Source organism: Caulobacter sp. DWR2-3-1b2, assembly GCF_049896345.1.
Taxonomy (GTDB): domain Bacteria; phylum Pseudomonadota; class Alphaproteobacteria; order Caulobacterales; family Caulobacteraceae; genus Caulobacter.
This window is the reverse complement of the sequence record NZ_JAFCUC010000006.1, coordinates 13,302-36,378: the sequence shown is the minus strand read 5'-3', so window position 1 is coordinate 36,378 and position 23,077 is coordinate 13,302. Positions and strand designations below refer to the sequence as shown.

Annotated in this window: 24 protein-coding genes and 1 tRNA gene; 12 read left to right on the top strand and 13 right to left on the bottom strand. The window is 64.1% G+C overall.

From position 1 onward, the window contains the following. The first annotated feature begins 144 nt into the window (after positions 1-144). Together ACP694_RS15675 and ACP694_RS15670 are read left to right on the top strand one after the other, a co-directional pair. Positions 145-399 (top strand): DUF3297 family protein, encoded by a 255-nt coding sequence (locus tag ACP694_RS15675; RefSeq protein WP_426013873.1) that lies wholly within the window; start codon positions 145-147, stop codon positions 397-399. 3 nt (positions 400-402) lie between these two features. Continuing rightward, positions 403-825: a hypothetical protein gene (locus ACP694_RS15670; protein ID WP_426013871.1), complete on the top strand. Its 423-nt coding sequence runs from the start codon at positions 403-405 to the stop codon at positions 823-825. Between the two features lie 11 nt (positions 826-836). Here ACP694_RS15670 and ACP694_RS15665 read toward each other — a convergent pair whose 3' ends face one another. After that, positions 837-1,019 (bottom strand): DUF3606 domain-containing protein, encoded by a 183-nt coding sequence (locus ACP694_RS15665; RefSeq protein WP_426013869.1) that lies wholly within the window; start codon positions 1,017-1,019, stop codon positions 837-839. A 123-nt stretch (positions 1,020-1,142) separates the two neighbouring features. On the opposite strand from ACP694_RS15665, the gene ACP694_RS15660 reads away from it, so the two are divergent. The 4 genes from ACP694_RS15660 to ACP694_RS15645 all read left to right on the top strand — a co-directional run bounded on the left by ACP694_RS15660 (position 1,143) and on the right by ACP694_RS15645 (position 3,168). After that, the gene (locus tag ACP694_RS15660; protein ID WP_426014225.1) at positions 1,143-1,388 is read left to right on the top strand and encodes a hypothetical protein; all 246 of its coding nucleotides are present in this window, start codon (positions 1,143-1,145) and stop codon (positions 1,386-1,388) included. A 48-nt stretch (positions 1,389-1,436) separates the two neighbouring features. Then, positions 1,437-2,225 (top strand): hypothetical protein, encoded by a 789-nt coding sequence (locus tag ACP694_RS15655; RefSeq protein WP_426013867.1) that lies wholly within the window; start codon positions 1,437-1,439, stop codon positions 2,223-2,225. Between the two features lie 187 nt (positions 2,226-2,412). Continuing rightward, complete coding sequence (locus tag ACP694_RS15650; protein WP_426013866.1) at positions 2,413-2,919, top strand: MarR family winged helix-turn-helix transcriptional regulator; 507 nt, start codon at positions 2,413-2,415, stop codon at positions 2,917-2,919. A 164-nt stretch (positions 2,920-3,083) separates the two neighbouring features. Continuing rightward, positions 3,084-3,168, top strand: a tRNA-Leu gene (locus tag ACP694_RS15645). Positions 3,169-4,219: 1,051 nt separating this feature from the next. Here the strand turns inward: ACP694_RS15645 and ACP694_RS15640 are convergent. Then, positions 4,220-5,083: a Fic family protein gene (locus ACP694_RS15640; protein ID WP_426013864.1), complete on the bottom strand. Its 864-nt coding sequence runs from the start codon at positions 5,081-5,083 to the stop codon at positions 4,220-4,222. 97 nt (positions 5,084-5,180) lie between these two features. Between ACP694_RS15640 and ACP694_RS15635 the strand changes: the two genes are divergently transcribed. From ACP694_RS15635 to ACP694_RS15625, 3 genes are all read left to right on the top strand, one after another. After that, entirely contained in the window at positions 5,181-5,699 is a 519-nt protein-coding gene (locus tag ACP694_RS15635; RefSeq protein WP_426013863.1) for a hypothetical protein, read from the top strand. A 209-nt stretch (positions 5,700-5,908) separates the two neighbouring features. Next, on the top strand, positions 5,909-6,466 hold the full coding sequence (locus tag ACP694_RS15630) for a hypothetical protein (RefSeq protein WP_426013861.1): 558 nt from the start codon (positions 5,909-5,911) through the stop codon (positions 6,464-6,466). Positions 6,467-7,142: 676 nt separating this feature from the next. Continuing rightward, positions 7,143-10,004, top strand: a complete 2,862-nt coding sequence (locus ACP694_RS15625) for a PAS domain S-box protein (protein ID WP_426013860.1) — start codon at positions 7,143-7,145, stop codon at positions 10,002-10,004. A 316-nt stretch (positions 10,005-10,320) separates the two neighbouring features. Here ACP694_RS15625 and ACP694_RS15620 read toward each other — a convergent pair whose 3' ends face one another. The 7 genes from ACP694_RS15620 to ACP694_RS15590 form a co-directional block, all read right to left on the bottom strand. After that, positions 10,321-11,262 carry a DUF4861 family protein gene (locus ACP694_RS15620; protein ID WP_426013858.1) on the bottom strand — a complete coding sequence of 314 codons (942 nt, stop codon included), beginning with the start codon at positions 11,260-11,262 and terminating at the stop codon, positions 10,321-10,323. A gap of 17 nt (positions 11,263-11,279) precedes the next feature. Beyond that, entirely contained in the window at positions 11,280-12,041 is a 762-nt protein-coding gene (locus ACP694_RS15615) for a FadR/GntR family transcriptional regulator (RefSeq protein WP_426014223.1), read from the bottom strand. A 32-nt stretch (positions 12,042-12,073) separates the two neighbouring features. Beyond that, positions 12,074-13,261, bottom strand: a complete 1,188-nt coding sequence (locus ACP694_RS15610) for a glycoside hydrolase family 88/105 protein (protein ID WP_426013856.1) — start codon at positions 13,259-13,261, stop codon at positions 12,074-12,076. 50 nt (positions 13,262-13,311) lie between these two features. After that, positions 13,312-14,157 (bottom strand): 5-dehydro-4-deoxy-D-glucuronate isomerase, encoded by an 846-nt coding sequence (kduI, locus tag ACP694_RS15605; RefSeq protein WP_426013855.1) that lies wholly within the window; start codon positions 14,155-14,157, stop codon positions 13,312-13,314. Positions 14,158-15,041: 884 nt separating this feature from the next. Beyond that, entirely contained in the window at positions 15,042-15,812 is a 771-nt protein-coding gene (locus ACP694_RS15600) for a FadR/GntR family transcriptional regulator (RefSeq protein WP_426013853.1), read from the bottom strand. A gap of 63 nt (positions 15,813-15,875) precedes the next feature. Beyond that, positions 15,876-16,430 carry a hypothetical protein gene (locus ACP694_RS15595; protein WP_426013852.1) on the bottom strand — a complete coding sequence of 185 codons (555 nt, stop codon included), beginning with the start codon at positions 16,428-16,430 and terminating at the stop codon, positions 15,876-15,878. Positions 16,431-16,463: 33 nt separating this feature from the next. Further along, positions 16,464-17,021: a TolC family protein gene (locus tag ACP694_RS15590; RefSeq protein WP_426013850.1), complete on the bottom strand. Its 558-nt coding sequence runs from the start codon at positions 17,019-17,021 to the stop codon at positions 16,464-16,466. Positions 17,022-17,129: 108 nt separating this feature from the next. Here ACP694_RS15590 and ACP694_RS15585 point away from each other — a divergent pair, with 108 nt between their 5' ends. From ACP694_RS15585 to ACP694_RS15575, 3 genes are all read left to right on the top strand, one after another. Then, positions 17,130-17,753 carry a TetR/AcrR family transcriptional regulator gene (locus ACP694_RS15585; protein WP_426013848.1) on the top strand — a complete coding sequence of 208 codons (624 nt, stop codon included), beginning with the start codon at positions 17,130-17,132 and terminating at the stop codon, positions 17,751-17,753. Between the two features lie 81 nt (positions 17,754-17,834). Continuing rightward, positions 17,835-18,464 (top strand): uracil phosphoribosyltransferase, encoded by a 630-nt coding sequence (upp, locus tag ACP694_RS15580; RefSeq protein ID WP_426013847.1) that lies wholly within the window; start codon positions 17,835-17,837, stop codon positions 18,462-18,464. A gap of 53 nt (positions 18,465-18,517) precedes the next feature. Then, positions 18,518-18,892: a response regulator gene (locus tag ACP694_RS15575; protein WP_426013845.1), complete on the top strand. Its 375-nt coding sequence runs from the start codon at positions 18,518-18,520 to the stop codon at positions 18,890-18,892. On the opposite strand, the gene ACP694_RS15570 is transcribed toward ACP694_RS15575, so the two are convergent. From ACP694_RS15570 to ACP694_RS15555, 4 genes are all read right to left on the bottom strand, one after another. Beyond that, positions 18,889-19,521, bottom strand: coding sequence for a hypothetical protein (locus ACP694_RS15570; protein ID WP_426013843.1), 633 nt, complete (start codon positions 19,519-19,521; stop codon positions 18,889-18,891). The two genes, ACP694_RS15575 and ACP694_RS15570, sit on opposite strands and share 4 nt — an antisense overlap. 767 nt (positions 19,522-20,288) lie before the next feature. Then, positions 20,289-21,785, bottom strand: coding sequence for a phosphomannomutase/phosphoglucomutase (locus ACP694_RS15565; protein WP_426013842.1), 1,497 nt, complete (start codon positions 21,783-21,785; stop codon positions 20,289-20,291). Positions 21,786-21,852: 67 nt separating this feature from the next. Then, complete coding sequence (locus tag ACP694_RS15560) at positions 21,853-22,809, bottom strand: KpsF/GutQ family sugar-phosphate isomerase (RefSeq protein WP_426013841.1); 957 nt, start codon at positions 22,807-22,809, stop codon at positions 21,853-21,855. Continuing rightward, positions 22,806-23,039: a hypothetical protein gene (locus ACP694_RS15555; RefSeq protein ID WP_426013839.1), complete on the bottom strand. Its 234-nt coding sequence runs from the start codon at positions 23,037-23,039 to the stop codon at positions 22,806-22,808. The genes ACP694_RS15560 and ACP694_RS15555 overlap by 4 nt, the downstream gene beginning before the upstream one ends. Between the last annotated feature and the right edge of the window lie 38 nt (positions 23,040-23,077).

The window sequence follows — 23,077 nt, the reverse complement described above, 5'->3', positions numbered from 1 at the left end:
GGACGCGCCGTAGCTAGCAGGGGGCCACGGACTTGTCGCGGCGGTTCACGCGATCGCGTGCAATCCTATTGGAATTGCCGGCCTGGATGGCTATCACGCGCGTTCGATGGCTTTTGCCGTCCACATTGTTCGAAAGACCGTCCCATGAGCGATACGCCCCCCGATCACCTGGCCTCCAACCCGAGCAGCCCGCATCATGACGCCAGCGTGCTCGAACGCGGGGTGGGGATCGTCTTCAACGGGGTCGAGAAGACCAATGTCGACGAGTATTGCATCAGCGAAGGCTGGATCCGCGTCACCGCCGGCAAGGCCGTCGATCGCAAGGGCAATCCGATGACCATCAAGCTGCAGGGCGTGGTCGAGCCGTACTGGCGCAACGACAACGCTGAAGAGGCCTGAGACATGGCCCCGCGCCGCTTGATCGACCTTCCCGGCTTCGCCGACCTGGAGACCCGGGCGCTGATGAAGCCGTCGTTCGCCGAGCCGCAGGCGCGCGCGGAGTTTCCCGAGATCGATCAGCTGGCGCGCGACACCTTCGGTCTCACGGCCGACGAGGCCGCCGCCATCCCCGATCCGGAGGGCTGGGACGGCATTGACGTCAAGGCGATGCGCGACCAGGCCGACGCATTCGAGCTTGAGCGCTGGGACGTCACCGACGACAAGCGCCGGCCATTGCGGATTCTGGGCCATTTCAGCCATCCGCTGTGGCTGGCCTTGCGCGGCGTGGCCGGCCATCTGCCATTCGCGCCCGAGCCGGACGAACACGATCCTTCGGCCACTTCCCTGGCGGCCGAAGCGGCCAAATTTCGACGCGACAAGCGGTAAGGCGGGCGCCGCTACTTCTTCTTGCCGAGCTCGGCGGCGATGTCCTTGATCGAATTGCCGACCTTGCGGTGGGCGGCGACGATCTGGTCGCGGGTCACACCCCAGCGTTTGCACCAGTATTCCACCTGGTGGCGCTCGCGCGGATCAAGCCGGTCCTCGTCGCGGAAGTCGCGCTTGCCCTTCGGAATACCCATCGCCGTGTCTCCTCGTCGTGCGCAGCGCCTATCCTGCACGCGAAGCGTTGTCGAGGTAATGGCGCGATACGACAACGGACCTGGAGATCGATCTTGAGCGACCCCGACCCCGACCTCGAAGCCATGGCCCAGGACGAGCTGTCGCGCGCCATGACCCTGACCTGGCGAGACCTCAACAAGGTGATTCCCTGGGGCGACACTTTCGAGGGCGTCTCGCCGGCCGGCCGGAATGTCGAGGTCGAGCGAAACTATCTTTGGGCGACGCAGAGCGGCGGCGACATTCTATGCGAAGTGGCCGTCTACGGCGGTCCTAGCCGCTACGACCAAGGCGCCAAGGCGCGCGGCGTGATTTCCCGACCTTTCGCGTAACCTTGGTCGTGCAACTCGGCTCCGCTTGCGTTAACCCTATGACTCTTGATGTCTGATGCTGGAGGGGGCGCGGTGTACCAGTCAGAGTTTCCTGTCGAGACGCCGGTGCCGATCTTCGATCCCACCCTCCTGGCGGGGATCGCCCTCGTCGTGGCGGCCGTGGCCATTCTCACCTATTATGTCGGCAAGCATGTGGGCGGTCGTGGTCGCGACGATCGCTGGCGCGACGTGCCCAGGATCATCCACGAGGCGATCAAGCTCAAGTGCGTGGCGGCCACCAGCGCGCCCTCGGGCGAGCTGTTCTGGAAGGCGCAGGATCTGGTCGAGGAAGTCCAGAGGCGGGTCGGGCCGATCCTGATGTTCGGCGGACCCTGCGCAAAGGCGCTGAAAGGCGTCTCCGAGGCGCTCAAAGGAGAGCCGGTCGAGGAAAAGCCCAAGGAAAAAGACAAGTCCAAAGGCGCGCACGACAAGAAGGACGACAAGCACGGCGGGCATGGCCATGGGCACGACGCTCACGGCGCCAGTCACAAGGCGGAAACCGAGCTGGAACTGGCCGCGGCGAATGTCACCATCCTGGGCGGTCAGACCTTGGTGCTGACGGGGCGCCGTCCCGGACACGAGCCCGACCATGGACATGACGAACACAAGGACGAAGAGCCCAAGGTCCTTGACCACAAGGACTATGCTCGCCAAGTCCGTATGGCTGTCGTGGAATTTTCCGATTTCTGGAGTCGCGGCGATTGCCTGAAAGAGCTGGAACGTTGCCAGAAGGTGCTGACTCATACCGACCCCACGCTAAAGCGCCTAAACGAGCGACGGTCGCACGAAGAGTTTTGAGCACGGCGGCGCCCCTTCCCTGGGCGTCCTCAAGGCTGGATGCGCAACCGGCGAGCGAAACGCGCAGTTTCCTTCCTCCGCGAACGGGCGCGATTGAGCCGCGCCAACTGGCTGGGCCAAATCGATCCCAGTCGACGCGAGCGAACGCAAGAGTCGCGGGCGTCTGGAGGACAAAAGGAAGGACGGCATGGCCGCTACGGTCTCACAGATGATTCCCGCCCCGCCCGAAGGCGCGCCCGAGCACGTCTCGCTGGCGGACTATCTGCCCTACCAGCTGGTCATCGCCGCCAACGCGGTCACCAAGCTGATCGCCCGCGCCTATGAGGACCGCTTTGGCCTCAGCATACCGCAATGGCGCCTGATGTCGGTTCTGGCCGAGGGGCCGCTGACCCAGCAGGCGGCGGTGACCAAAACCGCCATGGACAAGGTGCGGGTCAGCCGCGCCGCTCAGGATCTCGTCGAGCGTCGCCTGGCTGTCCGCCTCAGCAACCGCATCGACCGCCGCTCGCACAGCCTCGAGCTTACCGCCGCCGGCCGCCGCCTGTTCGCCGAGATTGTGCCCATGGCGCGCGCCTACGAGGCGGCCTTGCTCGCGGGCCTCGCGCCGGGCGAGGTCGCGACGCTTAAGCGCCTGCTGGGACGTCTGGAGATCGCCGCTGGCACGCTCTACGGGGCCGATACCGCGCCAGGCTAGCGGGCCCAGATCCACGGTTCGGACGATCGCGTGTGGAAAGCGCCTCAAGGCGTCTGGAAGTTCACGCCCGCCTTTGCTAGGAAGCACTCCCCTCGCCGAGACGCCCTGACGTCCGGCTTTCTGAAATGGGGACACGGCCTTGCTCTCAAGCGGGCCGGCGCCGTGCGGGCGTGGTGGAACTGGTAGACGCGCCGGACTCAAAATCCGGTTCCGTAAGGAGTGCCGGTTCGACCCCGGCCGCCCGCACCAACATAGTTGCAGTGACTACCGCCTCCGCCGAACCTTGAAATTTGTCCCTCGTCCCGGAAGCGGACATCGCCAGGGTCAGAGAAGAGGTGGAAAGGCGACCCTCCTACTGCCAAGGTCGAGGAATGCGGAAGACTCTAATCGCTCTCGTCTGTCTCATCCTCGCGATACCCGTCGCCTATGTCGGCTTCGTCGCATTCGGCGCGCTTCAGCATGGGTACAGGTGGTCTGAAATGGATTGGAATAGCGACGGAAAGACTACCCCGTCGGAGTTCCTGACTGCAGCAGACATTGGGAAACGAGAAGCGATTTCAGCCCCGAAAGGCTGCATCGAGTACTACGCCTACAAAGACGGGCTTCCTGTCAGGATCGACTGCCCGATTGGTTCAACTCCACTGAAAGCTCATTGATCAAAGTCCGCTCACGCCCAACGATGCCTGCGCGCTTGATCTCTGAAGTAGTCCCGATGCCCCCGCGCATCCGAAGCCATGCGTTCTCCTGCAATTAGCGCCAACCTATCAAGCCCTTGGTCTGTCAGTTCGTAAGCCTTAATGGCTGTTCCGTCGGTAGTGAGATGAGGGCGAAGTGATATCAGGCCGATGGTCAGAAACTTCTTGATGCGGGCATGGTGACTACGCGCCTCCTGCGAGTTAACGAACCAAAAGCCTACTTGGCTCAAGAAAGCCGCCTCTGAGGTCCGTCCAGGCAATGGCGGCTTTTCTGGCACTAGAAGGCTCCGGATACTCAGCCGCGCGTCTCCAGTTGCAAAGCTAGAGGCTCTGGTTCGAAGCTTCAACGTCCGACTAGGGTCGGGTGCAGAAACGAGGGCCTCGCCCGAAACCAGACCTTGGGCGCCATTCCGGAAAGCGGTCGGGGCGAAGGTCTGATCGGGGTGGTGAGCGGATCAAAGCTCTCCTAAGCTTCACATTGTGGACAGTGCAGCTTCGCTATCGTCTTCGAGAATGCCGCACAGCGCACGCTTGAGCAGGCGGACCTACCTCAATCGACAGATATGTTAAAGAGCTGCGCCGCAGGAGCGTGGCGTCGTAGGCTCCTAATAGCTTCTAATATCCACGGCGGGTACTCGGCCTCGATCTGGAACGCTGGCCACGAAGTCAACACTGGCCCGTAGGAAGTCTGCAAGTGGTAGCCACTCCCCGCGATATTGGGCAAGTCTCATGGCGATCAGGAATCCACCACGGGAGATTCGGCCGAGTTCATGCAGCGGCAGATAGGGAGCGGAAGTGTGAGCTTTTCTAGTCAACGCATTGAGTACGATGCGAGACAGGCGACCATTGCCGTCCTCGAACGGGTGAATATTGCAGATCGAGGTCATTGCAACAGCAGCGGCGAAGGCGGGCTGCTCGTCGACATGCTCAAGGATGAAGCCGTGCAGGCTCTCAAGGCCGGGGCGAACCTCTTCGACTTCGGGGAACACGACATACGTCCCAAGGCGGTCAGGAAGACTTCGGACGCCCGTGGTGCGTAGGCCTTGGCTTCTCCCGTGGATCAGCCGATGGAGCTCTGACAAGGTCTCGGGAAATGCCGACGCGTGCCCGCTCAACCCGCTCAAGAGTTGGATTTGAGCGGCCGCACGGGTCGGTAGTTCTAGCGGAGTCCTAGGATCAAGCGCGTCGACGGGCGACCGCGCCAACATCTCCACAGACAAGCGATGCTCCAGAGCTTCGATCCGAGGCAACGCGTCGATCAATGTCCCCTTAAGTCCGAGCGACCAATTGACGATGCCTGCATCATTGTTCCGAGGTAGGCTCAGCGCTTCGTCCAGGGCTATAAAACTCGCTTGGACTTCTGGCGAAAGCCCTTTCCAGCTCGGCAATCTCATCACCGAAATCCGCTTGAAGCTGGATGGTTTCGGCGTTTCGGGCGGCGTGATCGTGGGCGCGGGAAGCTCGGCCACAGATGGTCCTCAAGGGATTTCGTTGAATTTGTTATGCAGGGTTGTGAATTTGGTCAACGTGCGCTTCTCTACTTCGATCTGTCCGCAGAGGTGCTGCATGCTTTTCGAAGACTCAAGTCTGATCGATATCGCTGATCAAGAACTCCTTATGGGAGCCAGCTATGGCTCAAACGTCACGGTGTCGGAGATTATCGTGATGGCTTCAAGCGGCGGCGGCAATAGTGTCGAAGTAAATTACGATTACTATCAACAAAATGTCCGGCCCGACCGCGATGAAGCGGCGTTTGAGGCTTGGAGCGACACCTTCAGGCAAGAAGTCGAAGTGTTCGGCGCAAGTCACGTGACCGGAGATCCAAACTCACCCGTCTATCAGCAGGCGCGCGAGGCCATGCAGGCGCTCTACGCTCTAGCGAAAATAATGGTGGCCGATCCCCACCAAGTGAACACAAGCTATTTCCCAGCTCCTGGTGGCACTTTGACGTGGACAGAGTTGTTGCAGTCGGTCGAGCACACCAGGATAGACGTGGGGCCTCACTCCCTGTCGTTCCCGGCCTGGACTGACGTATCCGGGACTGACAACATAATCCACATCGATCCCGTACGACTAACAGACTAGACTAATGCGTTCGGGCCGGTCGAGGGGTTGAACTATGTTATCTACCATGAACTCGCCCACGCTAGCATCGATGGTGAAGCTGGAGCGTTAAATCCCAACCGCGAAGCCATCACGAATGAATACGGACAAATACTTGCAGGTATAAACGGCGCAGTGTACCCGACCGACTCCGAACTTGCCTTGGTTGGCGGGACGGTACCGAGAACATGATGAACATAACGATCGCGGTCATCGCATTGTTTGGCGTTTTCGCTGGCGCCCACACGAAGGGTGGGGCTTCGCCGTCAAATGCCGGCCTGCGTCAACTGCGGTGTGATGCAGCCGTGTCCGCCCTCCCGCTCGGCGCGCTGGGTGACACATATTACAGCTCCGCTCCCACCCGCCCTTTCAGCATAGACCTGTCGCCTGATACGTTGAAAAGCGGCTGGCAAGGCCAGGCTCCGCGAGCATCGACCCTGTCGAGTTTCGAAATGTCACGTGGGGAGTCGGCTCTTACGTGTGAGAATGTTCGCAAGGTGGCCGCCGCGCACGGAGCTTTAGCTTCGGAGACCGGAGCTAACGCGCAGTTGCGCAGCATTGGAATTGGCAAACGCACCGCCTATGTCCATCGCATGTCGCTCCCGGCCTTGGATGAGCTTGGCACCGAGGCTATTGCCGAAGTTGTGAGCTCCAGCAATCAGTTAGGCGGTGGCGTCTACCTAGTCTTGCTGCACAAGGCAGGTGGGCGGTGGAATGTGGTTGGGCGCAAGGCGATCGTGCTGAGCTGACGCTTAGGGGGCACGGAAAGCAGGTCAGCAAACCTGAAAACCGAAGCTGGGTCGCCTGACAGCCGCGCCCCTCATTTCCGCACCCGACCGAGGCTGTGTGAAAACGCAATCTGGACCTCGAAGCGACCTTCGACGGGGCCAACAAATGGCCAATCTCGCGCTTTGTCGCGCATGGAGACCGGTCGGGACGCGAAAGCTTTCTTCCGTGAGAGGGTTCAGCACTGCGTTTTCACACAGCCTCGACCCATCTCAGACATCGTGCGCGCCTAAGTACGCAACGCGCTCAATGTCTGAGATGGGTCGGGTGCGGAAATGAGGTCCGGGCCTGGAATCGGACATTGCACCAATCCGCAATATCGCCAGCGTTAGGTTGGCCCCACGTCGGCATAACGCGCACAGAACGCGCAGCGGGCGTAAGTCACTGACTTTACAAGGAACCCGCTCGTCTCAAAATCCGGTTCCGAAAGGAGTGCCGGTTCGACCCCGGCCGCCCGCACCAACATAGTTGCAGTGGCTACCGCCTCCGCCGATCCTTGAAATTTGTTCCTCGTCCCGGAAGCGGACATCGCCAGGGTCAGAGAAGGGTGGAAAGGCGACCTAGGTTCACCATCCACTAGCCGACGTTCGTCGCGATCATCGTTATCCCAAATGTGCCCAGTTCGTGCGACTGGTAGGCATGAATCACGACGCAGACATCGACGCACTCAAGCGCCAACTAGAAGCAGCCAATGCAACGCTTGCCGAGCTGCGTGAGAGCGAGGTCCTTTATCGCACCCTGTATAGTTCTTCCGACGAAGGCTTCATGGAGGTTGAGGTTGTCCAGGACCCGGACGGGCAGGTCGTCGACTGGCGCTACATAGTCGTCAACCCGGCGGTTGAGCGCCTGACGGGGATAAAGGACATCGCGGGGCGTCTGGTCAGCGAGGTTATGCCCGATCTTGAGATGGAGTGGGCCCAACGGTACTCGCACGTCGTGAATACGGGCGAGCCGATACGCTTTGAGTTGCCGGCGTCGGGGCTGGGCCGCTGGTTCAACGCTTATCTGGCGCGTATTGGCCCTGCCGGCAGCCTCCGGGTTGTGGTCGTGTTTAGCGATGTAACTGAACGCAAACGCAGCGAGCTCGCGTTGGAGGAGAGCGAGGCGCGACAGACGTTCCTGCTGAAGTTCAGCGACTCGCTACGGGCGGAACCAACCGCAGAGGGCATAGCAAACCGGGCGCTCCAGATGCTCCGGGAACATCTGCGGCTTGATCGCTGCTACATCGGAATCTATCGCCTGGCCGACGATGCGGGCGACTTCCCCCATCAGGTGCACGACGACCGTCTGCCCCCGTTGCCCGCTCAAGTGCGTTTGTCCGATTTTCCCGAAGCGCTTCAGGTCGCCTTTGATCGCACGCTGGTGATCGACAATGTGGTGGAGATGGAGGGCCTTTCAGACACCGACCGGGCCAGTTTCGCAGGCCTCGGCCTGGGCGCTTTGATCGCCGCGACTCTGCGCAAAGGCGAGAACAACCCGCTTTGGGCGATCAACGCCATCTCAACCGGTCCACGAGTCTGGACACAGGGCGAAGTCGCCCTTGTTGAAGAGGTGGCTGAACGCACCTGGGCAGCGGTCGAGCGCGCCCGGACCGAAGCGGCGCTGCGCGAAAGCGAGCGGCGGCTTAGAGCCGAGCGCGCTCTTGCCCAAGACGTCCTCGACAATATGGGGGACGCATTTGTCTTGCTTGATCGAGATCTCCGCTTCTTAGATCTGAACATAGAAGCAATGCGGCTGGAGGATCGGCCACGCGAAGCCCTTATTGGAAAGACGCACGAAGAAGCGCACCCGGACGCTGCGCCCGAACTGGGCGCTCTCCTCCGTCAGGCAATCGCGGAACGGCGCGCCGTGACGCTGGAACACAACTTCATTTGGCCAGATGGACGCGCCACTTGGATAGACATGCGCGCCTATCCTTTTGCCGAGCACCTGGCGGTCTTCTACCGGGATGTCACGGCGCGCAAGAATACCGAATTTGCGTTGCGGGATTTAAATGCCGCTCTTGAAGGCCGAGTTATTGAGCGAACGCAGGCTCGCGGACGGAGCTGGGCCTTAAGTCCGGACCTGATGGGCGCGTTGGATCAACGAGGCTTCTTCGTCACCTCTAATCCCGCCTGGCTGGCAGTGCTGGGATGGTCGGAGGACGAGGTAAGGCGGACGACTATATGGGACCTACTACACCCGGACGACTTGGAAAACACGCGCGGCGGGTTTCATCTAACCCAGCAAGGCCAAGCAGCAATCAACTTTGAGAACCGCTACCGGCACAAGGATGGCTCGTATCGCTCGATCTCCTGGGTCTGCGTCCCCGACGACGGTCTGGTGTATTGCACAGGCCGTGACGTGACCGTGGAGAAGAAGCGTGAAGCGGAGCTAGAGGTTGCAAAGGAAGCTCTTCGCCAAACCCATAAGATGGAGGCGTTGGGCCAGCTTACTGGGGGAGTCGCTCACGATTTTAACAACCTGCTAACGCCCATAGTTGGCGCGCTCGACCTGCTTCAACGTCGGGAACTGGGGAACGACCGCGACCGGCGCTTGATCGCTGGCGCAGCACAGTCAGCGGATCGCGCTACGACACTCGTTCAGCGACTTCTTGCGTTTGCTCGCCGACAGCCACTTCAGGCGGTGCAGGTAGATGTTGCCAAACTCGTGACAGGGATGGCCGATCTGATCGAGAGTACGACCGGGCCACAGATCGAGGTTAAGGTCGAAATCGGGAACGACCTGCCCCCAGCCAAAGCCGACCCGAACCAACTTGAAATGGCCTTGCTTAACCTGGCGGTGAATGCCCGCGATGCGATGCCTGACGGCGGCACGTTGTGGATTTCCGCTAACGCCGAGGCTATCGACCAGGCGCATCGGTCCCAGCTGAGCGCCGGACGCTACTTGCACATCTCAGTAGCGGACACGGGGGTCGGAATGGATGAGGCGACGCTAGCTCGCGCGGTCGAGCCCTTCTTTTCGACCAAGGGCGTCGGCAGAGGAACCGGCCTTGGTCTGTCGATGGTTCACGGCTTGGCCTCTCAGCTGGGCGGAGCGGTCACGATCAAGAGCACGCCTGGGATAGGGACGAACGTGGAGATGTGGCTGCCCCAGGGCGAAGGCGACGCAGAAATCGAACCCGCGTCGAAAAAGGAGCAAGTGAAGGTGGAAGGGGCTCGCGGCAAGGTTCTCTTGGTGGACGACGAAGAGCCTGTGCGGCTGAGCACGTCCGCGATGCTCATGGAACTCGGCTACGATGTCATAGAGGCAGTCTCGGCGGTCGAGGCGCTCGGGCTCTTGGAGGGGGGCTTGGCTCCAAATATCGTGGTGACGGATCATCTGATGCCCGGCGTGACTGGCACCGAGTTAGCCTACACGGTACGGAATGCTTGGCCGGCGATTAAGGTGCTGGTTGTGTCGGGCTACGCCGAAACGGCAGGAATTTCTCCAGAGCTCCCCCGGCTAACGAAGCCGTTCCGTACCGCCGACCTTGCCACCAGCCTGAACAGCTTGGACTGATATCGCACCGATTCGACCCCAGGCACTTGGTGCTGGCGTCAAGCGGCTCAAGGAGCTGGGAAGTGGACATCTGTAACGTCCGCAATGGGTCGGGTGCGGAAATGAGGTCCGGGCCTGGAATCGGACATTGCACCAATCCGCAATATCGCCAGCGTTAGGTTGGCCCCACGTCGGCATAACGCGCACAGAACGCGCAGCGGGCGTAAGTCACTGACTTTACAAGGAACCCGCTCGTCTCAAAATCCGGTTCCGAAAGGAGTGCCGGTTCGACCCCGGCAGCCCGCACCATAATCTTTCGACAGCGGCCGCCTAAGGCTCACCGCCCCGGATCGAAGTCCGGCGTTTGGGCCGTCACATAGGCCTCCCAGCCCGCGCGATCGTGGAAGTCGAGGCCTTTGTCCCAGGCCGCGCCCATGTAGTAGACGAACGGCTTGCCGGGCTCGACCTTGATCAGGACCAGGTAGTTGTCGGCGTCCTGGCGCACCTCGACCAGGGCCTTGGGATCCACCATCAAGGCGACGCCCATCGTGCCTTTCACCGGATCGGTCGGCTCCCAGTAGGAGACGCGGCCCCTCGCCAGGTCCTTGGTGAGCGCGCCGCCTGCGCCCTGATGCGTGGCCTTGCGCTTGCTGATGCCGATGCCGATCACCAGCGGGCCGGGCTTGTCGGAGCTGATGGTCGAGACCATCCGCGTGAAGTTTGAGCCCAGCGGCAGGGTGAAGGTGCGGGTCTCCCAGACCTTGCGATCCACATCGACCGGCCAGGGCGCGTAACTCACCTTGAAGGAGGCCACGTCGCCGCCGGTCTTGAGGATCTCGTAGGACTTCCAGTTGCGCGACACCCACAGCTTGTTGTCCTGCCAGACGCCCAGCCCGCCGGCGCCGCGAAAGGTGTTGACGTCGTAGAAGTCCAGCCCCTCGCCGTGGAAGTCGTGCTGTTTTCCGGTCTTCAGCTGGCGCTCCATGAACGGCCAGCGCACCAGCTTGCCCCAGGCGTCTATGCCGGAGGTCGAGGGCGGCTCATAGGCCTGCAGGGCGGGGCCGTAGATGCGATGGGCCGTGCGGTCGTTTTCCCAGAGGATGTCGTCGTAGCGATAGGGCGCGTAGCTGACGACGGCGCGGGGCTTCTGGCCGTCGGCGTCGGGCTTGACCAGGACCGGCTCCACCAAGGGCGGCAGGGTCGGCGCGGCTTGGGCGATGGCGAGGGCGGCAATAGCCAGGGACGCCGCCAGGGCGAGGGTGAGAATCCGCTTGGACATGGAGTGATCCCGTTTCTCTAGATTTCGGTGCGGCGTGCCAGTTCGCGGCGCTGTTCCGCCATTTTCTGGCGGGTCTGTTGCAAGGCGTCCTGCTCAGCCAAGGCCAGCAGGTCGTCGATCACCTGGGCCAGGTGAAAATGGATCGCCTGGCGCGCGGCCCTGGGATCGCGTTGGCGCAGGGCCGCGACGATCTGGCGATGCTCGTCGATGAAATCACCCCCGCCATTGCTGCGGGCGCGGCGCAGCAGGGCGGCGCAGGCCGGGGATTGCTGGCGCAGGGTCCACAGGTCCTCGACACCGGCCTCGATGGCGGCGTTGCCGGTGGCGCGGGCGATGGCGAGGTGGAACGCCTGCTCCAGGCGCTCGATCTCGTCGGGCGAGACGCAGCGCCCCATCTGGACGACCAGTTGGTCAAGGTGGGCGAGGTGTTCGCCGGCGATGGTGGCGGCCGACAGGGCGCAGGCCTCGCCCTCGAACAGTCGCCGCGCCTCGGTCAGTTCCAGCGCGCCAACCTCCAGGTCAGCGGTGTCCTCGACCACCGGGGAGGCGTTGACATAAACGCCCGAGCCCTGCCGCGCCTCGACCAGGCCCTGGAACTCCAGGGCGATCATGGCGTCGCGGATGGTGGGCCGGCTGACGCCGAAGTCATCCGCCAATTCGCGCTCGGACGGCAACTTGTCGCCCGGTCCATATCGGCCTTCGCCAATGGCGGTGGCGATTGCCCGAGCAATCTGCTGATAGAGCTTTTGAGGATCGGCGGAGCGGGTCATGTCGATCATCCTAGCGGGGGCGAGAGGCGGAGCAACCGAGCTCACGGCTGCGCCGCGCTCCCGCGCGCAGGCGACAGCCGAGAGACCTCGCTGGCCGTTAGCAGGAAGGCGCCGACGCCGTAGAGCTGGGTGTCGTCGGGACCTACCTGGTCGGGCGCCGCGCCCACGCGCTGCACCCAGCCCAGCTTGCCGTCGGGCTCGACCGCCGAGACGAGCGCGCTCCAGCCCTTGTCGATCGCTGGGCGGTAGCGGGCGGCCGGCAGCACCCCGTGGTTCACGCCCCAGGCCAGGCCGTAGACGAAGAAGCCCGTGCCGCTGGTCTCCGGCGTCTGTTGTGGCTCCAGCAGCGAAACCGGCCAATAGCCCTGCTCGCCCTGCAAGGTGACGATCTTGGTCGCCATCTGCCTGAACAGCGCCTCGTAGCGCGGGCGGCTGGGATGGTCCTTGGGCAGGTCCTGCAGGATGCGGGCGACGCCGGCGAAGGCCCAGCCATTGCCGCGCCCCCAGAAGATCTTGGCCCCCGCGTCGCTGCGCTTGGCGATGAAGCGGCTGTCACGGAAATAGAGGTGGTCGTTCTGGTCGTAGAGCAGGCTGGTGGTCGCCCAGAACTCGCTGTCGGCATGGGCCAGGTAGCGCGGATCGCCTGTCTCCTTCGACAGGGAGATCCAGGTGGGCGGGGCCATGAAGATGGCGTCGCTCCAGCACCAGCGGGCCTGGCAATAGGGATCACCGCCCTGGGGGGGCTTGGCCTCGAAGCCCAGATCGACGCTCGAAGGGCTGGCCAGGACGGTGTCGAAGCGGGCGCGGACCGGGGCCAGCTTGGCGGGGTCATGGGTGCGGGCGGCGGCCCAGACCCAGACCGCGCCGGTGGCGTCGGCATCGGCGTGGCGCGGGCGCTTGTCGAAGCCCCAGCCCTCGGCCTGGCCGTGGGCGAGGATGGCGTCGGTGTATTTGGGCGCCTTGGCGGCGTCGGCATAGGCGGTCAGGCCGATATAGAACGCCGCCTGGATCCAGTCGCGGGGCGCCTCGGTGTCGCGCCGAAACTGCGAGGCGGGCACGTAATCGAAATTGTCGATGTGGCTCAACTGCCAGTCGGCGACGCGCGCGCCCTCGACCAGGGCCGAGCTCTGGACGGCGGCGCCAGGCTTGGCGGGCGTCGCGGCGCAGGCTTGCAGCGGACCGATCAGGGCCGCCGCGGCCAGAAATGCTCCCAACAGGCGTCGCGGCATCGTGTCGTCTCCCTAGGTCGTCTTGTTCTTGTCGGTCCTGCCAACCCGCTTCAGCGCAGATCGGCCAGGCTGAAGGTGTCCATGTCGTCGAAGTCCAGGTTCTCGCCGCCCATCGACCAGACGAAGCGGTAGTCGGCCGTGCCAACGCCGCTGTGCATCGACCAGCTAGGCGAGAACACCGCCTCGCCGTCGTCCATGAATACCGTGCGCGGTTCGGAAGGCTCACCCATGATGTGCATCACCCGGGCCGGGGCGGCGTCGAAATACATGTAGATCTCGCTGCGGCGGCCGTGGGTGTGGGGCGGCATGGTGTTCCACACATTGCCGGGTTCAAGCTCGGTGAAGCCCATCACCAGTTGGCAGGTCTCGACGATGCCGGGGCGGATGCTCTGGCGGATCACCCGGCGGTTGGCGGTCTTCTGATCGCCGGCCTGGATGACGCGCGCCTCGTCCTTGCGCACAAGGCGGTTGGGATGGGTCGCGTGGGCGGGATAGCTGACAAAGTAGAACTTGGCGGGATCCTCCGGCGCGCCGCCGCCAAACACCACGTCGCGCACCCCGCGACCGATATAGAGACTGTCGTGGCGGTCCAGATCGTGGCGAACGCCGTCCAGGCTGATCCAGCCTGCGGCGCCGATATTGACGACGCCCACCTCGCGGCGTTCGCAGAAATAGCTCGCCGCCAGGCGGCGATCGGTGGGCAGGGCCAAGGAAGCGCTCAGTGGCATGGCGGAGCCGACGACAGCCCGGTCGACCTCGACATAGGTCATGGAGACCTCGCCTGGTCTGAACAGGTCGCTGATGACGAAGGTATCGCGAATCGCTCGCGCCGACATGCGGCGCAGTCCCTCCCGGTCGGTGCTGGGACGCAGGTTCATGCCGTCGGAGGGTGTCATCAGCCGCGTTTCAAGTTGTGGACGCGAGCGCTGGCGACGTGGTCACTCCTGAAGTCGTTGCGAGCCTGGTTCATGCGCCCTCACTGATGTGACCAATCTGGTATTACCAATTAGCGGCGAGATGGAAAAGCTAAATGACCATCTCCTTGCCAATTTCGCGAAGCCGAAAGGGAGGTCAGCACGCCGATCGGCGTGAAAGCTCAAACAAGTCAACATACAGGCTGGATATAACGTTGATTTCAGCCCTGGCTTGGCAAGTTACATTTTCGTTCGTCATTTTGGTCTGACCAAGTTGACGCCAAAAAATGGCCAGAGCAACCGGTTGGGCGTCCGCGAGGGAGGGGAAGCATCATGAATATCCAACGGGCTTTGTTGGCTTCACGGCCGTGATCGCGGTCGCCAACAACCTGCTCGACCAGCGTTAGGCCTAGGGCCTGGGGAATGGCGCGTCTGGCTACAGCAACCCGGCGATCCCGACCGCCTTGGGCCGCACCTGGTTCACCGGCTGCGGCGCCTTCCGCGACTTCGGCGCGCGTCTGGACGTGAACTTCTAGAGCATTTCCCGACCTGACTGCGTCAGGCCGTGAGCTCTAATCTTCTGTTTTGAAGCATTTTTCGTCACGCGAACCGGAACCACTTCGCTCGAAAAATGCTCTAGCGCGCGTTTGGCTTACATGGAAGCGACCGCTCTAATCTCCGTCTTCCCGGCGAAGGCCAAGATCCATATTCATCCTGAGCGGCTCGTGGGCTTCACCTGGGCCCGCCCTTCGCCGGAGAGACGGGGATTTTGGACGACGGTTTGATCTGAAGCAAATTCACTCTCGGACTCTTCACGACCCTGCCGGCCGGACCTGTTCGCGGGTCCGGTGGTCCTCCGCCTGAGGCTACTTAGCGGCGCTGGCGGCTCTCAGGGCGATTTCCTCGCGCTTGCTGGCCAGGCGCTCGCGGGTTTGTTCCATGGCTTCCAACTCGGCGGTCAGCAGCAGGTTCTCGATCAAACCGCCCAGGTGGGTCTGCATGGCGGCGCGGGCGGCCTTGGGGTCGCGGGTGCGAAGGCTCTCGATGATGTCCCGATGCTCGTCGTTCAGCGGCCGCTTGCGCACGTGCCGGGCCTTTTCCAGCATCTGCATGCACAGACGCGACTTGTAACGCAGGTCCCAGGTGTTCTCGACCACGCGGACGATCGCGCTGTTGCGGGTGGCCTGGGCGATGGTGATGTGGAATTGGCGGTCTGCCAGTTCCGACTGTTCCTTGGTCGATTCCTCGCTGTTCATCTCGGCCAGAAGCGTCTCGAGATAGACCAGTTCCTCCTCGGTGATCAGCGTGGCGGCCAAGGCGGCGGCCTCGCCCTCGAACAGGCGGCGCGCCTCGGCCTGGTCGAAGGCGCCGATATCGAGGTCGCGCGGGATCGGTGGTTGCGGACCGGGCTGGCGGACATAGACGCCCGAGCCCTGCTTGGCCTCCAACTGGCCGCGCATCTCCAGGGCGATGACCGCTCGGCGCACGGTGGGCCGGCTGACGCCGAACTCCTCGGCCAGGTCGCGCTCGGAGGCCAGGCGCTGGCCGGGCAGGTAGCGGCCGTCGGCGATGGCCTGGCCGATCGACGCGGCCACGCGCTGGTAGAGGCGCAGGGGATTGGCGGTCGGCGTCGTCATGTTGTCTTGAGGCCCTCTCGACGCGGCTATCTTAGGCGGCGTTGAGAGGGAAGGGTAGGGCGGCTAGTCGGCAGGCGGCGGAGCGCCGCCGCTGGCCATGGCTTTCCTGGTCAGCCAGATGCAGGGGATCAGCAGCACTGTCAGCCAGGCCGAGGCGCGGAAGAAGTCGAGGGTGGCCAGCAGATAGGCCTGGTTGACCACCTGGCCGGTGGCCGCGCCCACCGCCTGGGCATGGCTCATGCCCACCGCCTGCATGTGCTCCACCGCCGCCAGCCAGGCCGGATCGTTGGAGCTCATGGTTTCGGCGATGCGGGTCTGGTGCGCCGCTTCGCTGCGGTCCCAGATCGTGGTGGTCAGGGAGGCGGCGAAGCTGCCAGCGGTGATCCGCGAGAAGTTCGACAGGCCCGAGGCCGACGGCAGTTGCTGGGGCGGCACGCCATTGAGCGAGATGGTGACCATCGAGATGAAGAAGGTGCTCATCGCCACCCCCTGCACCAGCATCGGCCAGACCAGGGCCTTGAAGTCGACGTCCGGCGTGAAGCCCGAGCGCATGTAGAACGACAGGGCAAAGGCGGCCATCGACAGGGTGGCGGTCCAGCGGGCGTCGACCTTCTGCATGATCCGCGCGCGCTATGAGGGCGGCCTTTCGACCTACCAGAACGTGCTGATCGCCGAGCAGGCCGTGCTGACCAACCGCGCGACGGCCGCGCGGTTCTTGCCCCAGAAGTCCAACTCCCAGCTGAAATCGAGGCTGAGGCGGCCGTAGTCATTATAGCCTTGAGGCACGAAGTCGGGGGGGATCCCGTTGTTGTAACTCTGCTTGGCCCGCTCGGCGCCGGCGGCGGCGCTGAGGCTGGGCAGCTGCGCGGCCCTGGCCTGAGTGGCCAAGGCCTGCGCCCGTCGCAGTCGCGCTTGAGCCTGGGCGAGGGTGGGCGAGCCGTTCAGGGCCTCGTCGACCAAGCCGTCCAGCTGAGGGTCGCCATAGGCCTTCCACCAGCTGTCGACAGGCCAGGCGCCCTCGGGCGCCGGGAGGGTCTGGGTTGTCGCATAGGTGCCAGGAGCCTTGGCCAGGCGAGCCGCGGTCGGGGCCGGCATCGTCGCGCAGGCGCTGGTCAGCAGAGCCGCCAACAGGATGGCGACGGTGACGCCGACCTCGCCGGACCGTGGCTTCCTGCAGGCGAAGAGCATGTCCAGGGCATTCGTGGTCATGGGAGTAGCCGGCTTGAATTGACCGTACCGTACGGTCATATAACTGGTTGTATGTAACCCGAAGCTTGACGGGATCGAGGGGCGACCCCTCTTGATCGAAAAAGAACGATGCAGGACACAAAGCCGCGCCTTAATCGAGACGCTCGCCGTGAGGCCATCCTCGACGTCGCTCGCGACGTCTTCCTGAAGGAGGGCTACGCCAACGCGTCGATGTCCACGATCGCCGCGCGGCTGGGCGGCTCGAAGGGCACGCTCTACAACTACTTCAAGAACAAGAAGCAGTTGTTCGCCGCCTATGTCGTACGCCACTGCGCCTGGCAACGCGACGCCATGTTCGAGATCTCGTCTGAGATCGACGACATCCGCGCCGCCCTGACCAAGGTGGGCCGCACCTATCTGTCGATCGTGCTGAGCGATTTCAGCATGGCCAATTTCCGGGTGATCGTCGCCGAGGCCGAGCGCACGCCGGAGATCGGCCAGGCATTTTACGAAACCGGGCCCAAGAGCGGGGGACTGCTGCTGGGCGCGATCCTCCAAAAGGCCGCCGATACAGGTCAGTTGAAGCTGGCCGATCCCGTCCACGCCGCGCAGCAGTTCATCGGCCTGTGCCAGAACCGCCTGATGAAGGCCCGCCTGTGCAACGCCATGGCCGAGCCGACCGCTGCGGAAATCGACGGCGAGGTGCTGCCCGCCGTCGATGTGTTCCTCGCGGCCTACGGACGGGAACGCTAAGGCGAGCGATTTCCGCTTGGCGCGCGGCGCTTAAGGCGGCACTTGAAGCGCCGAACACGCGTTCCAGGAGGTTAGCCGGCCATGCCAGGCGTCACGATCGTCGACCACCCGCTGGTGCGGCACAAGCTGACCAAGATGCGCGACAAGGGCACCTCCACCAAGACGTTCCGCGCCCTGATGCGCGAGACCGCCACCCTGCTATGTTACGAGGTCACCCGCGAACTGGCGACCCATACCGTGCGCATCGAGACCCCCGTCGCGCCCACGGACGCCGAGGTGATCGCCGGCAAGAAGCTGGTCTTCGCCCCGATCCTGCGCGCGGGCCTGGGCATGGCCGAGGGCATGCTCGACCTGGTGCCCTCGGCCCGCGTGGCCCACATCGGCCTGTTCCGCGATCCGGCCTCGCTGGAGGCGGTCGAGTATTATTACAAGGCGCCCGAGGATATCGCCGACCGCCTGGTCATCGTCGTCGATCCGATGTTGGCCACCGGCCACACGGCGATCGCCGCCGTCGCCCTCCTCAAGAAGTCCGGCGTCACCGATCTGCGCTTTGTCTGCCTGGTGGCCTCGCGCCAGGGCGTTGAGGCCCTGCGCGCCGCCCATCCCGACGTCGCGATCTGGACGGCGGCGGTGGATGCCGAGCTCAATGACCACGGCTATATCGTGCCGGGCCTGGGTGACGCCGGAGATCGAACCTTCGGCACCCGCTAAACCTGGACGGGAGGTCGCTTCCGCCAGCCTGAGTCGCGCGTTAAGGCTTTCGCATGCCCGTCGCGCCCTTGATTTTTGTCGTTGACGACGACGCCGTCACCTTGGAACTGATTCAGATCGGACTGGAGGCCGACGGCATGGCGGTGCGCACCTTTGGCTCGGTGGCGGCGGTGCTGCCTGCCCTGGCGCGTGAGACGCCGGCTCTGCTGCTGCTCGATGTGCGCATGCCCGGCCAGAGCGGGCTGGACGGCCTGAAGGCGGTCAAGGAATCCCTCGATGGCGCGGGCCTGCCTGTGCTGATGCTGACGGGGGATGGCCGGCTGGACCGCATCGTCCAGGCCATGCAGCTAGGCGCGGCGGGTTATGTGATGAAACCCTTCAGCGCCCAGCAACTGGCCGCCAAGGTGCGCGAGACCCTGGCCGTCTAGAACGGCCACCAACTCCGCCACCAGTTCACGAGGCCGTCCCAGAAGCTGGTGACGCGCGCCATCGGTGAAGGCGCGACCGCGGACTCGGGCGGCGGGGCGGGCACGAACCAACTGGGCGCGGCCGGTGGAGCGCAGTTCATTTGCATGCCTACGCCCTTCAAATAGCCGCGCCGCACGCCGCCCGCCCGCACCGCCGCCTGAACGGCCCTGTCATGTTTAGCCGCGCCGGTCAGTTTGCGGATCCAGCCTCGGAACGGCAGGACGTTCTGGGTGGTGTGACGCACCTCGCCCACGCCCGCGCCCCAGGCGGCGTCGGCGACCTTTTTGCCGCGCGAGCGCCCGTCAGGCGGTGGGGCTTCGTCGAGATCGCGGCCCAGGGCCGCGTCCAGCCGGCCGATCTCGCCGGCTATGCCTTCGCAACGCTCCAGGCCCTCCATGTCATAGGGCTTGGCGACGGCGCGCTGCAGAACGGCGGGGATCTGGGCCTGCTTGAGGTTCAGGTCCTCCAGCGGCGCGGCGACCGCGTCGCGCATCGTGTCCCTGTGCTCCATCGTGCCGGGATCGGCCGCCAAGGCGGAGCTGGCGAGCAGGGCGGCGGACACCAGGGTCGGAATAAGCAGTCTGCGCATGTCGCCGAGATCGCCTGTCTTGGCCGGAGCGCGCAAGCGGATTCGCGACCTAGGGGCGGCAGCCCACGATGCCGTCCTTCACCACGAAAGACCACGGCCTGGCTCGCCGCGATGTCCTTGGTCGGATCCCCAGTCACCGCGACGATGTCGGCGATGGAGCCGGGCTTCAGCCGGCCCAGGTCGTCCTGGCGGCGCAGCAGCTTGGCGGGGATAGGCAGCGCTCGGTCCCCACAAAATCCCCGATACAACCTCAGTAAATGCAATGGCTTATAAAATAATCAGCGTCACAAACCCTGGCGCGTTCAAAACCCTCTGATAATGGTCCCACCTGAAAGCACGGGAAGGGCGTCCGGCCGGCGACCGAGCGGCTTTCAGGGGTGGTCGAGCGGGAAGTGCTCGCCGGTGGTCTTCAGTGACGCCTCGGGCGTCCAGGTCAGGTTCCCTGCAACATGGGACGAAGCCCTGGCGACGAGGGACCGGCGATCGTGGCAGGTGCGGGCTGAAATCGCCCGCACGGTCCGGAGGGGTTAGCCGCCCTTCCGCCCGCCGGGGGCCAACTTCGGAAGCGGGTTAAGACCCCGCGCGCCGATGGCTCCCGTCTGAAGGCCGCGCGAAGCGTCCGACCTTGTCGAAACGGTATTCAAAATCAAAGCTATTCCGGGCGAGGCCCGGGCGCTTCGCACCCTTCCCAACCTTCAGCGGCGGTCCGCCTGAAGCGGCGAAACCGTGTTCAGGTCCTCTCCACAGGGGGAGGCCTTGGGCGCGATTCAGATTTCCTGGTTGTATTTGCCGACGCGGTCGCCCAGGCGAGGCTTTACCTCTTGGCGGAAGAGGGCGCGCATGTCGTCCTCGGACTGTGTGCTCTCGACCACCACGACGATCTCCGGCTTGTTGGACGAGGCGCGGACCAGCACCCACGAGCCGTCTTCCAGGTGCACGCGCACGCCGTTGACGGTGATGACCTCGGTGATCTTCCGGCCCAGGATCGAACCGCCGGCCGCGAACAGGTCCTGGTATTCCTTCACCACATCGTCGACGACGCCGTACTTTACCTCGTCGCCGCAGTGCGGGCTCATGGTCAGGGAGGTGAAGGCCACCGGCAGGGCCTTGCGCATGTCCGAGAGCTTCAGGCCGGGATTGCGATCGAGCATGGAAAGGATCGCGGCGGCCGCGGTCAGGCCACAGTCGTAGCCGTAGCCGAGGTCGCCGTTCATGAAGAAGTGGCCGCTCTTCTCGAACCCGGCCAGGGCGCCCAGCTCGGCGCTCTTGCGCTTGATGTAGCTGTGACCCGTCTTCCAGTAGATCACCTTGCAGCCATGGGCCGCCAGGACCGGGTCGGTGGCGTAGAGGCCCGTGGACTTCACATCGACCACGAAAATCGCGCCAGGATTCAGGGGCGCCAGGTCGCGGGCCAGCATCAGGCCGATCTTGTCGGCGAAGATCTCCTCGCCCTCGTCATCGACCACCCCGCAGCGGTCGCCGTCGCCATCGAAGCCGAAGGCCAGGTCGGCGCCGTGCTCGCGAACGGCCGCGGCCATCGAGTGCAGCATCTCGACATCTTCCGGGTTCGGATTGTACTTCGGGAAGGTGTAGTCGAGCTCGGTGTCCATGCCGACGACCTCGGACACGCCCATGCGCTGCAGGGCGTCGACGGCGAAGGCTCCGGCCGTGCCGTTACCGCAAGCGGCGACCACCTTCAGGGGGCGGGTGATCTGGGCGCGCTTGGCGACGTCGGCGATGTAGCGCTCGGCCTCGCCCTCGACGCGGATCAGCTTGCCGCCGTCGCGCTCGACGAACTGGCCGCCCAGCACGATGTCGCGAAGCCGGCCCATCTCATCGGGGCCGAAGGTCAGGGGGCGTTGGGCGCCCATCTTTACCCCGGTCCAGCCGTTTTCGTTGTGGCTGGCGGTGACCATGGCCACGCAGGGAATGTCCAGGTCGAACTGGGCGAAATAAGCGGTAGGCGACAGGGCCAGGCCAATGTCGTGAACCTCGCAGCCGGCGCTGATCAGGCCCAGCATCAGGGCGTTCTTGATCGAACTCGAATAGGAGCGGAAGTCGTGGCCAACCACGATCTTCGACAGGCCCAGCTCCTGGATATAGGTCCCCAGGCCCAGGCCCAGCGCCTGGATGCCCAGCAGGTTGATGTCAGGCCCAAACAGCCAGCGCGCGTCGTATTCGCGAAATCCCGTCGCCTTGACCAAGGGCTCGTTCTCGTAGGCGGCGGTGTTGGGGACGAGATCGGTGCGGGGGATTGAGAACATCGGGCTCGCTCGATTAGGGAGTGCTGCGTTTAGCCGCGCCGTCCGTGGTTGGATAGCAGGTTCGCGTTCAGATCACGCCGGCGCGTAGAAGGTCGTGCACATGCAGGATGCCGACTGGGCGTTTCTGGTCGACCACGAACAACACCGTGACGCGTCGATCGTTCATCACCTTCAGAGCCTCGGCCGCCAGGGCGCCAGGGGCAATCGTCAGGGGAGCGCGGGTCATGACCTCGCCGGCGGTGTGGCTCATCAGCCCATCCATGTGGCGACGCAGGTCACCATCGGTAATCAGTCCGCTGAGCGTTCCGTCGGGTGCGACCACGCCGACAGCGCCGAAACGCTTTTCGCTCATCATCAGCAGGGCTTCGGACATCGGCGCGGCTTCGCGGGTCAGCGGCAGTTCGTCGTGATCGTGCATCAGGTCGCCGACCGTGCGCAGCATGGCGCCCAGTTTGCCGCCCGGATGGAAGACACGGAAGTCGCTGGCGGTGAAGCCGCGGCGTTCCAGCAAAGCGACGGCCAGGGCGTCGCCCAAAGCCATTTGCAGCGTGGTCGAGGTGGTCGGGGCATTGACCTCGGCGGTGGCCTCCGGCGCATCGGGCAGCAGCAGCAGGATGTCGGCGGCGCGGCCCAGCTGACTGTCGGCCATGGCGGTGATGGCGATCAGCGGGATCGCGAAGCGCTTGGCGTAGGCCAGGCTATCGGACAGCTCACGCGCCTCGCCCGACTTCGACAGGGCCAGCACGACGTCGCCCTGACCGATCATGCCCAGGTCGCCATGGCTGGCCTCGGCGGCATGGACGAACATCGCAGGCGAGCCGGTGGAGGCCAGGGTGGCGGCGATCTTGCGGGCCACGTGACCGGACTTGCCGATACCCGTGCAGACGACACGGCCCTTGGCGTCGAACAGGGTCTCGACGGCGCGGACGAACGAATCGCCGAGCGATTCGGATAGCTGACTCAGCGCCTCGGCCTCGGCGTTGAGGACCCGCTGGCCGACGACGATGGCGTCGAAAGCGCTCATGGGCGGCTCGGCGGGGCGACGCTGGCGGCGCGTGTCGCTTCGGCCTCTTGCCGGACGGCCGCGTCCTTCTCGCGCTGGATTTTCTGTCGCATCGCTGGCGTTTGCTGCAACGGCACGTCGCCCCATGGACCGGGCGAGCGGTCGCCATAGCCCTGCGGCAGGATCATTGCGAGGGCGATCATGGCCAGGCCAATGAGCGCCATGAGGGGCATGAAGATGCGATCAGGCATGACCTGCCTATAGCACGCCCCATTTTTTTAGACAGGGA

Bases quoted from the DNA above. Each gene is read 5' to 3' on its own strand.
- ACP694_RS15610 (WP_426013856.1), bottom strand. From the start codon at position 13,261: ATGCCGCGACGCCTGTTGGGAGCATTTCTGGCCGCGGCGGCCCTGATC.
- ACP694_RS15575 (WP_426013845.1), top strand. From the start codon at position 18,518: ATGCCCGTCGCGCCCTTGATTTTTGTCGTTGACGACGACGCCGTCACC.
- ACP694_RS15665 (WP_426013869.1), bottom strand. From the start codon at position 1,019: ATGGGTATTCCGAAGGGCAAGCGCGACTTCCGCGACGAGGACCGGCTT.
- upp (WP_426013847.1), top strand. From the start codon at position 17,835: ATGCCAGGCGTCACGATCGTCGACCACCCGCTGGTGCGGCACAAGCTG.
- ACP694_RS15615 (WP_426014223.1), bottom strand. From the start codon at position 12,041: ATGATCGACATGACCCGCTCCGCCGATCCTCAAAAGCTCTATCAGCAG.
- ACP694_RS15595 (WP_426013852.1), bottom strand. From the start codon at position 16,430: ATGCAGAAGGTCGACGCCCGCTGGACCGCCACCCTGTCGATGGCCGCC.
- ACP694_RS15660 (WP_426014225.1), top strand. From the start codon at position 1,143: ATGGCCCAGGACGAGCTGTCGCGCGCCATGACCCTGACCTGGCGAGAC.
- ACP694_RS15625 (WP_426013860.1), top strand. From the start codon at position 7,143: ATGAATCACGACGCAGACATCGACGCACTCAAGCGCCAACTAGAAGCA.
- ACP694_RS15635 (WP_426013863.1), top strand. From the start codon at position 5,181: ATGCTTTTCGAAGACTCAAGTCTGATCGATATCGCTGATCAAGAACTC.
- ACP694_RS15585 (WP_426013848.1), top strand. From the start codon at position 17,130: ATGCAGGACACAAAGCCGCGCCTTAATCGAGACGCTCGCCGTGAGGCC.
- ACP694_RS15600 (WP_426013853.1), bottom strand. From the start codon at position 15,812: ATGACGACGCCGACCGCCAATCCCCTGCGCCTCTACCAGCGCGTGGCC.
- ACP694_RS15670 (WP_426013871.1), top strand. From the start codon at position 403: ATGGCCCCGCGCCGCTTGATCGACCTTCCCGGCTTCGCCGACCTGGAG.
- ACP694_RS15590 (WP_426013850.1), bottom strand. From the start codon at position 17,021: ATGACCACGAATGCCCTGGACATGCTCTTCGCCTGCAGGAAGCCACGG.
- ACP694_RS15630 (WP_426013861.1), top strand. From the start codon at position 5,909: ATGAACATAACGATCGCGGTCATCGCATTGTTTGGCGTTTTCGCTGGC.
- ACP694_RS15675 (WP_426013873.1), top strand. From the start codon at position 145: ATGAGCGATACGCCCCCCGATCACCTGGCCTCCAACCCGAGCAGCCCG.
- ACP694_RS15620 (WP_426013858.1), bottom strand. From the start codon at position 11,262: ATGTCCAAGCGGATTCTCACCCTCGCCCTGGCGGCGTCCCTGGCTATT.
- ACP694_RS15655 (WP_426013867.1), top strand. From the start codon at position 1,437: ATGTCTGATGCTGGAGGGGGCGCGGTGTACCAGTCAGAGTTTCCTGTC.
- ACP694_RS15650 (WP_426013866.1), top strand. From the start codon at position 2,413: ATGGCCGCTACGGTCTCACAGATGATTCCCGCCCCGCCCGAAGGCGCG.
- ACP694_RS15555 (WP_426013839.1), bottom strand. From the start codon at position 23,039: ATGCCTGATCGCATCTTCATGCCCCTCATGGCGCTCATTGGCCTGGCC.
- ACP694_RS15560 (WP_426013841.1), bottom strand. From the start codon at position 22,809: ATGAGCGCTTTCGACGCCATCGTCGTCGGCCAGCGGGTCCTCAACGCC.
- ACP694_RS15565 (WP_426013842.1), bottom strand. From the start codon at position 21,785: ATGTTCTCAATCCCCCGCACCGATCTCGTCCCCAACACCGCCGCCTAC.
- ACP694_RS15570 (WP_426013843.1), bottom strand. From the start codon at position 19,521: ATGCGCAGACTGCTTATTCCGACCCTGGTGTCCGCCGCCCTGCTCGCC.
- kduI (WP_426013855.1), bottom strand. From the start codon at position 14,157: ATGACACCCTCCGACGGCATGAACCTGCGTCCCAGCACCGACCGGGAG.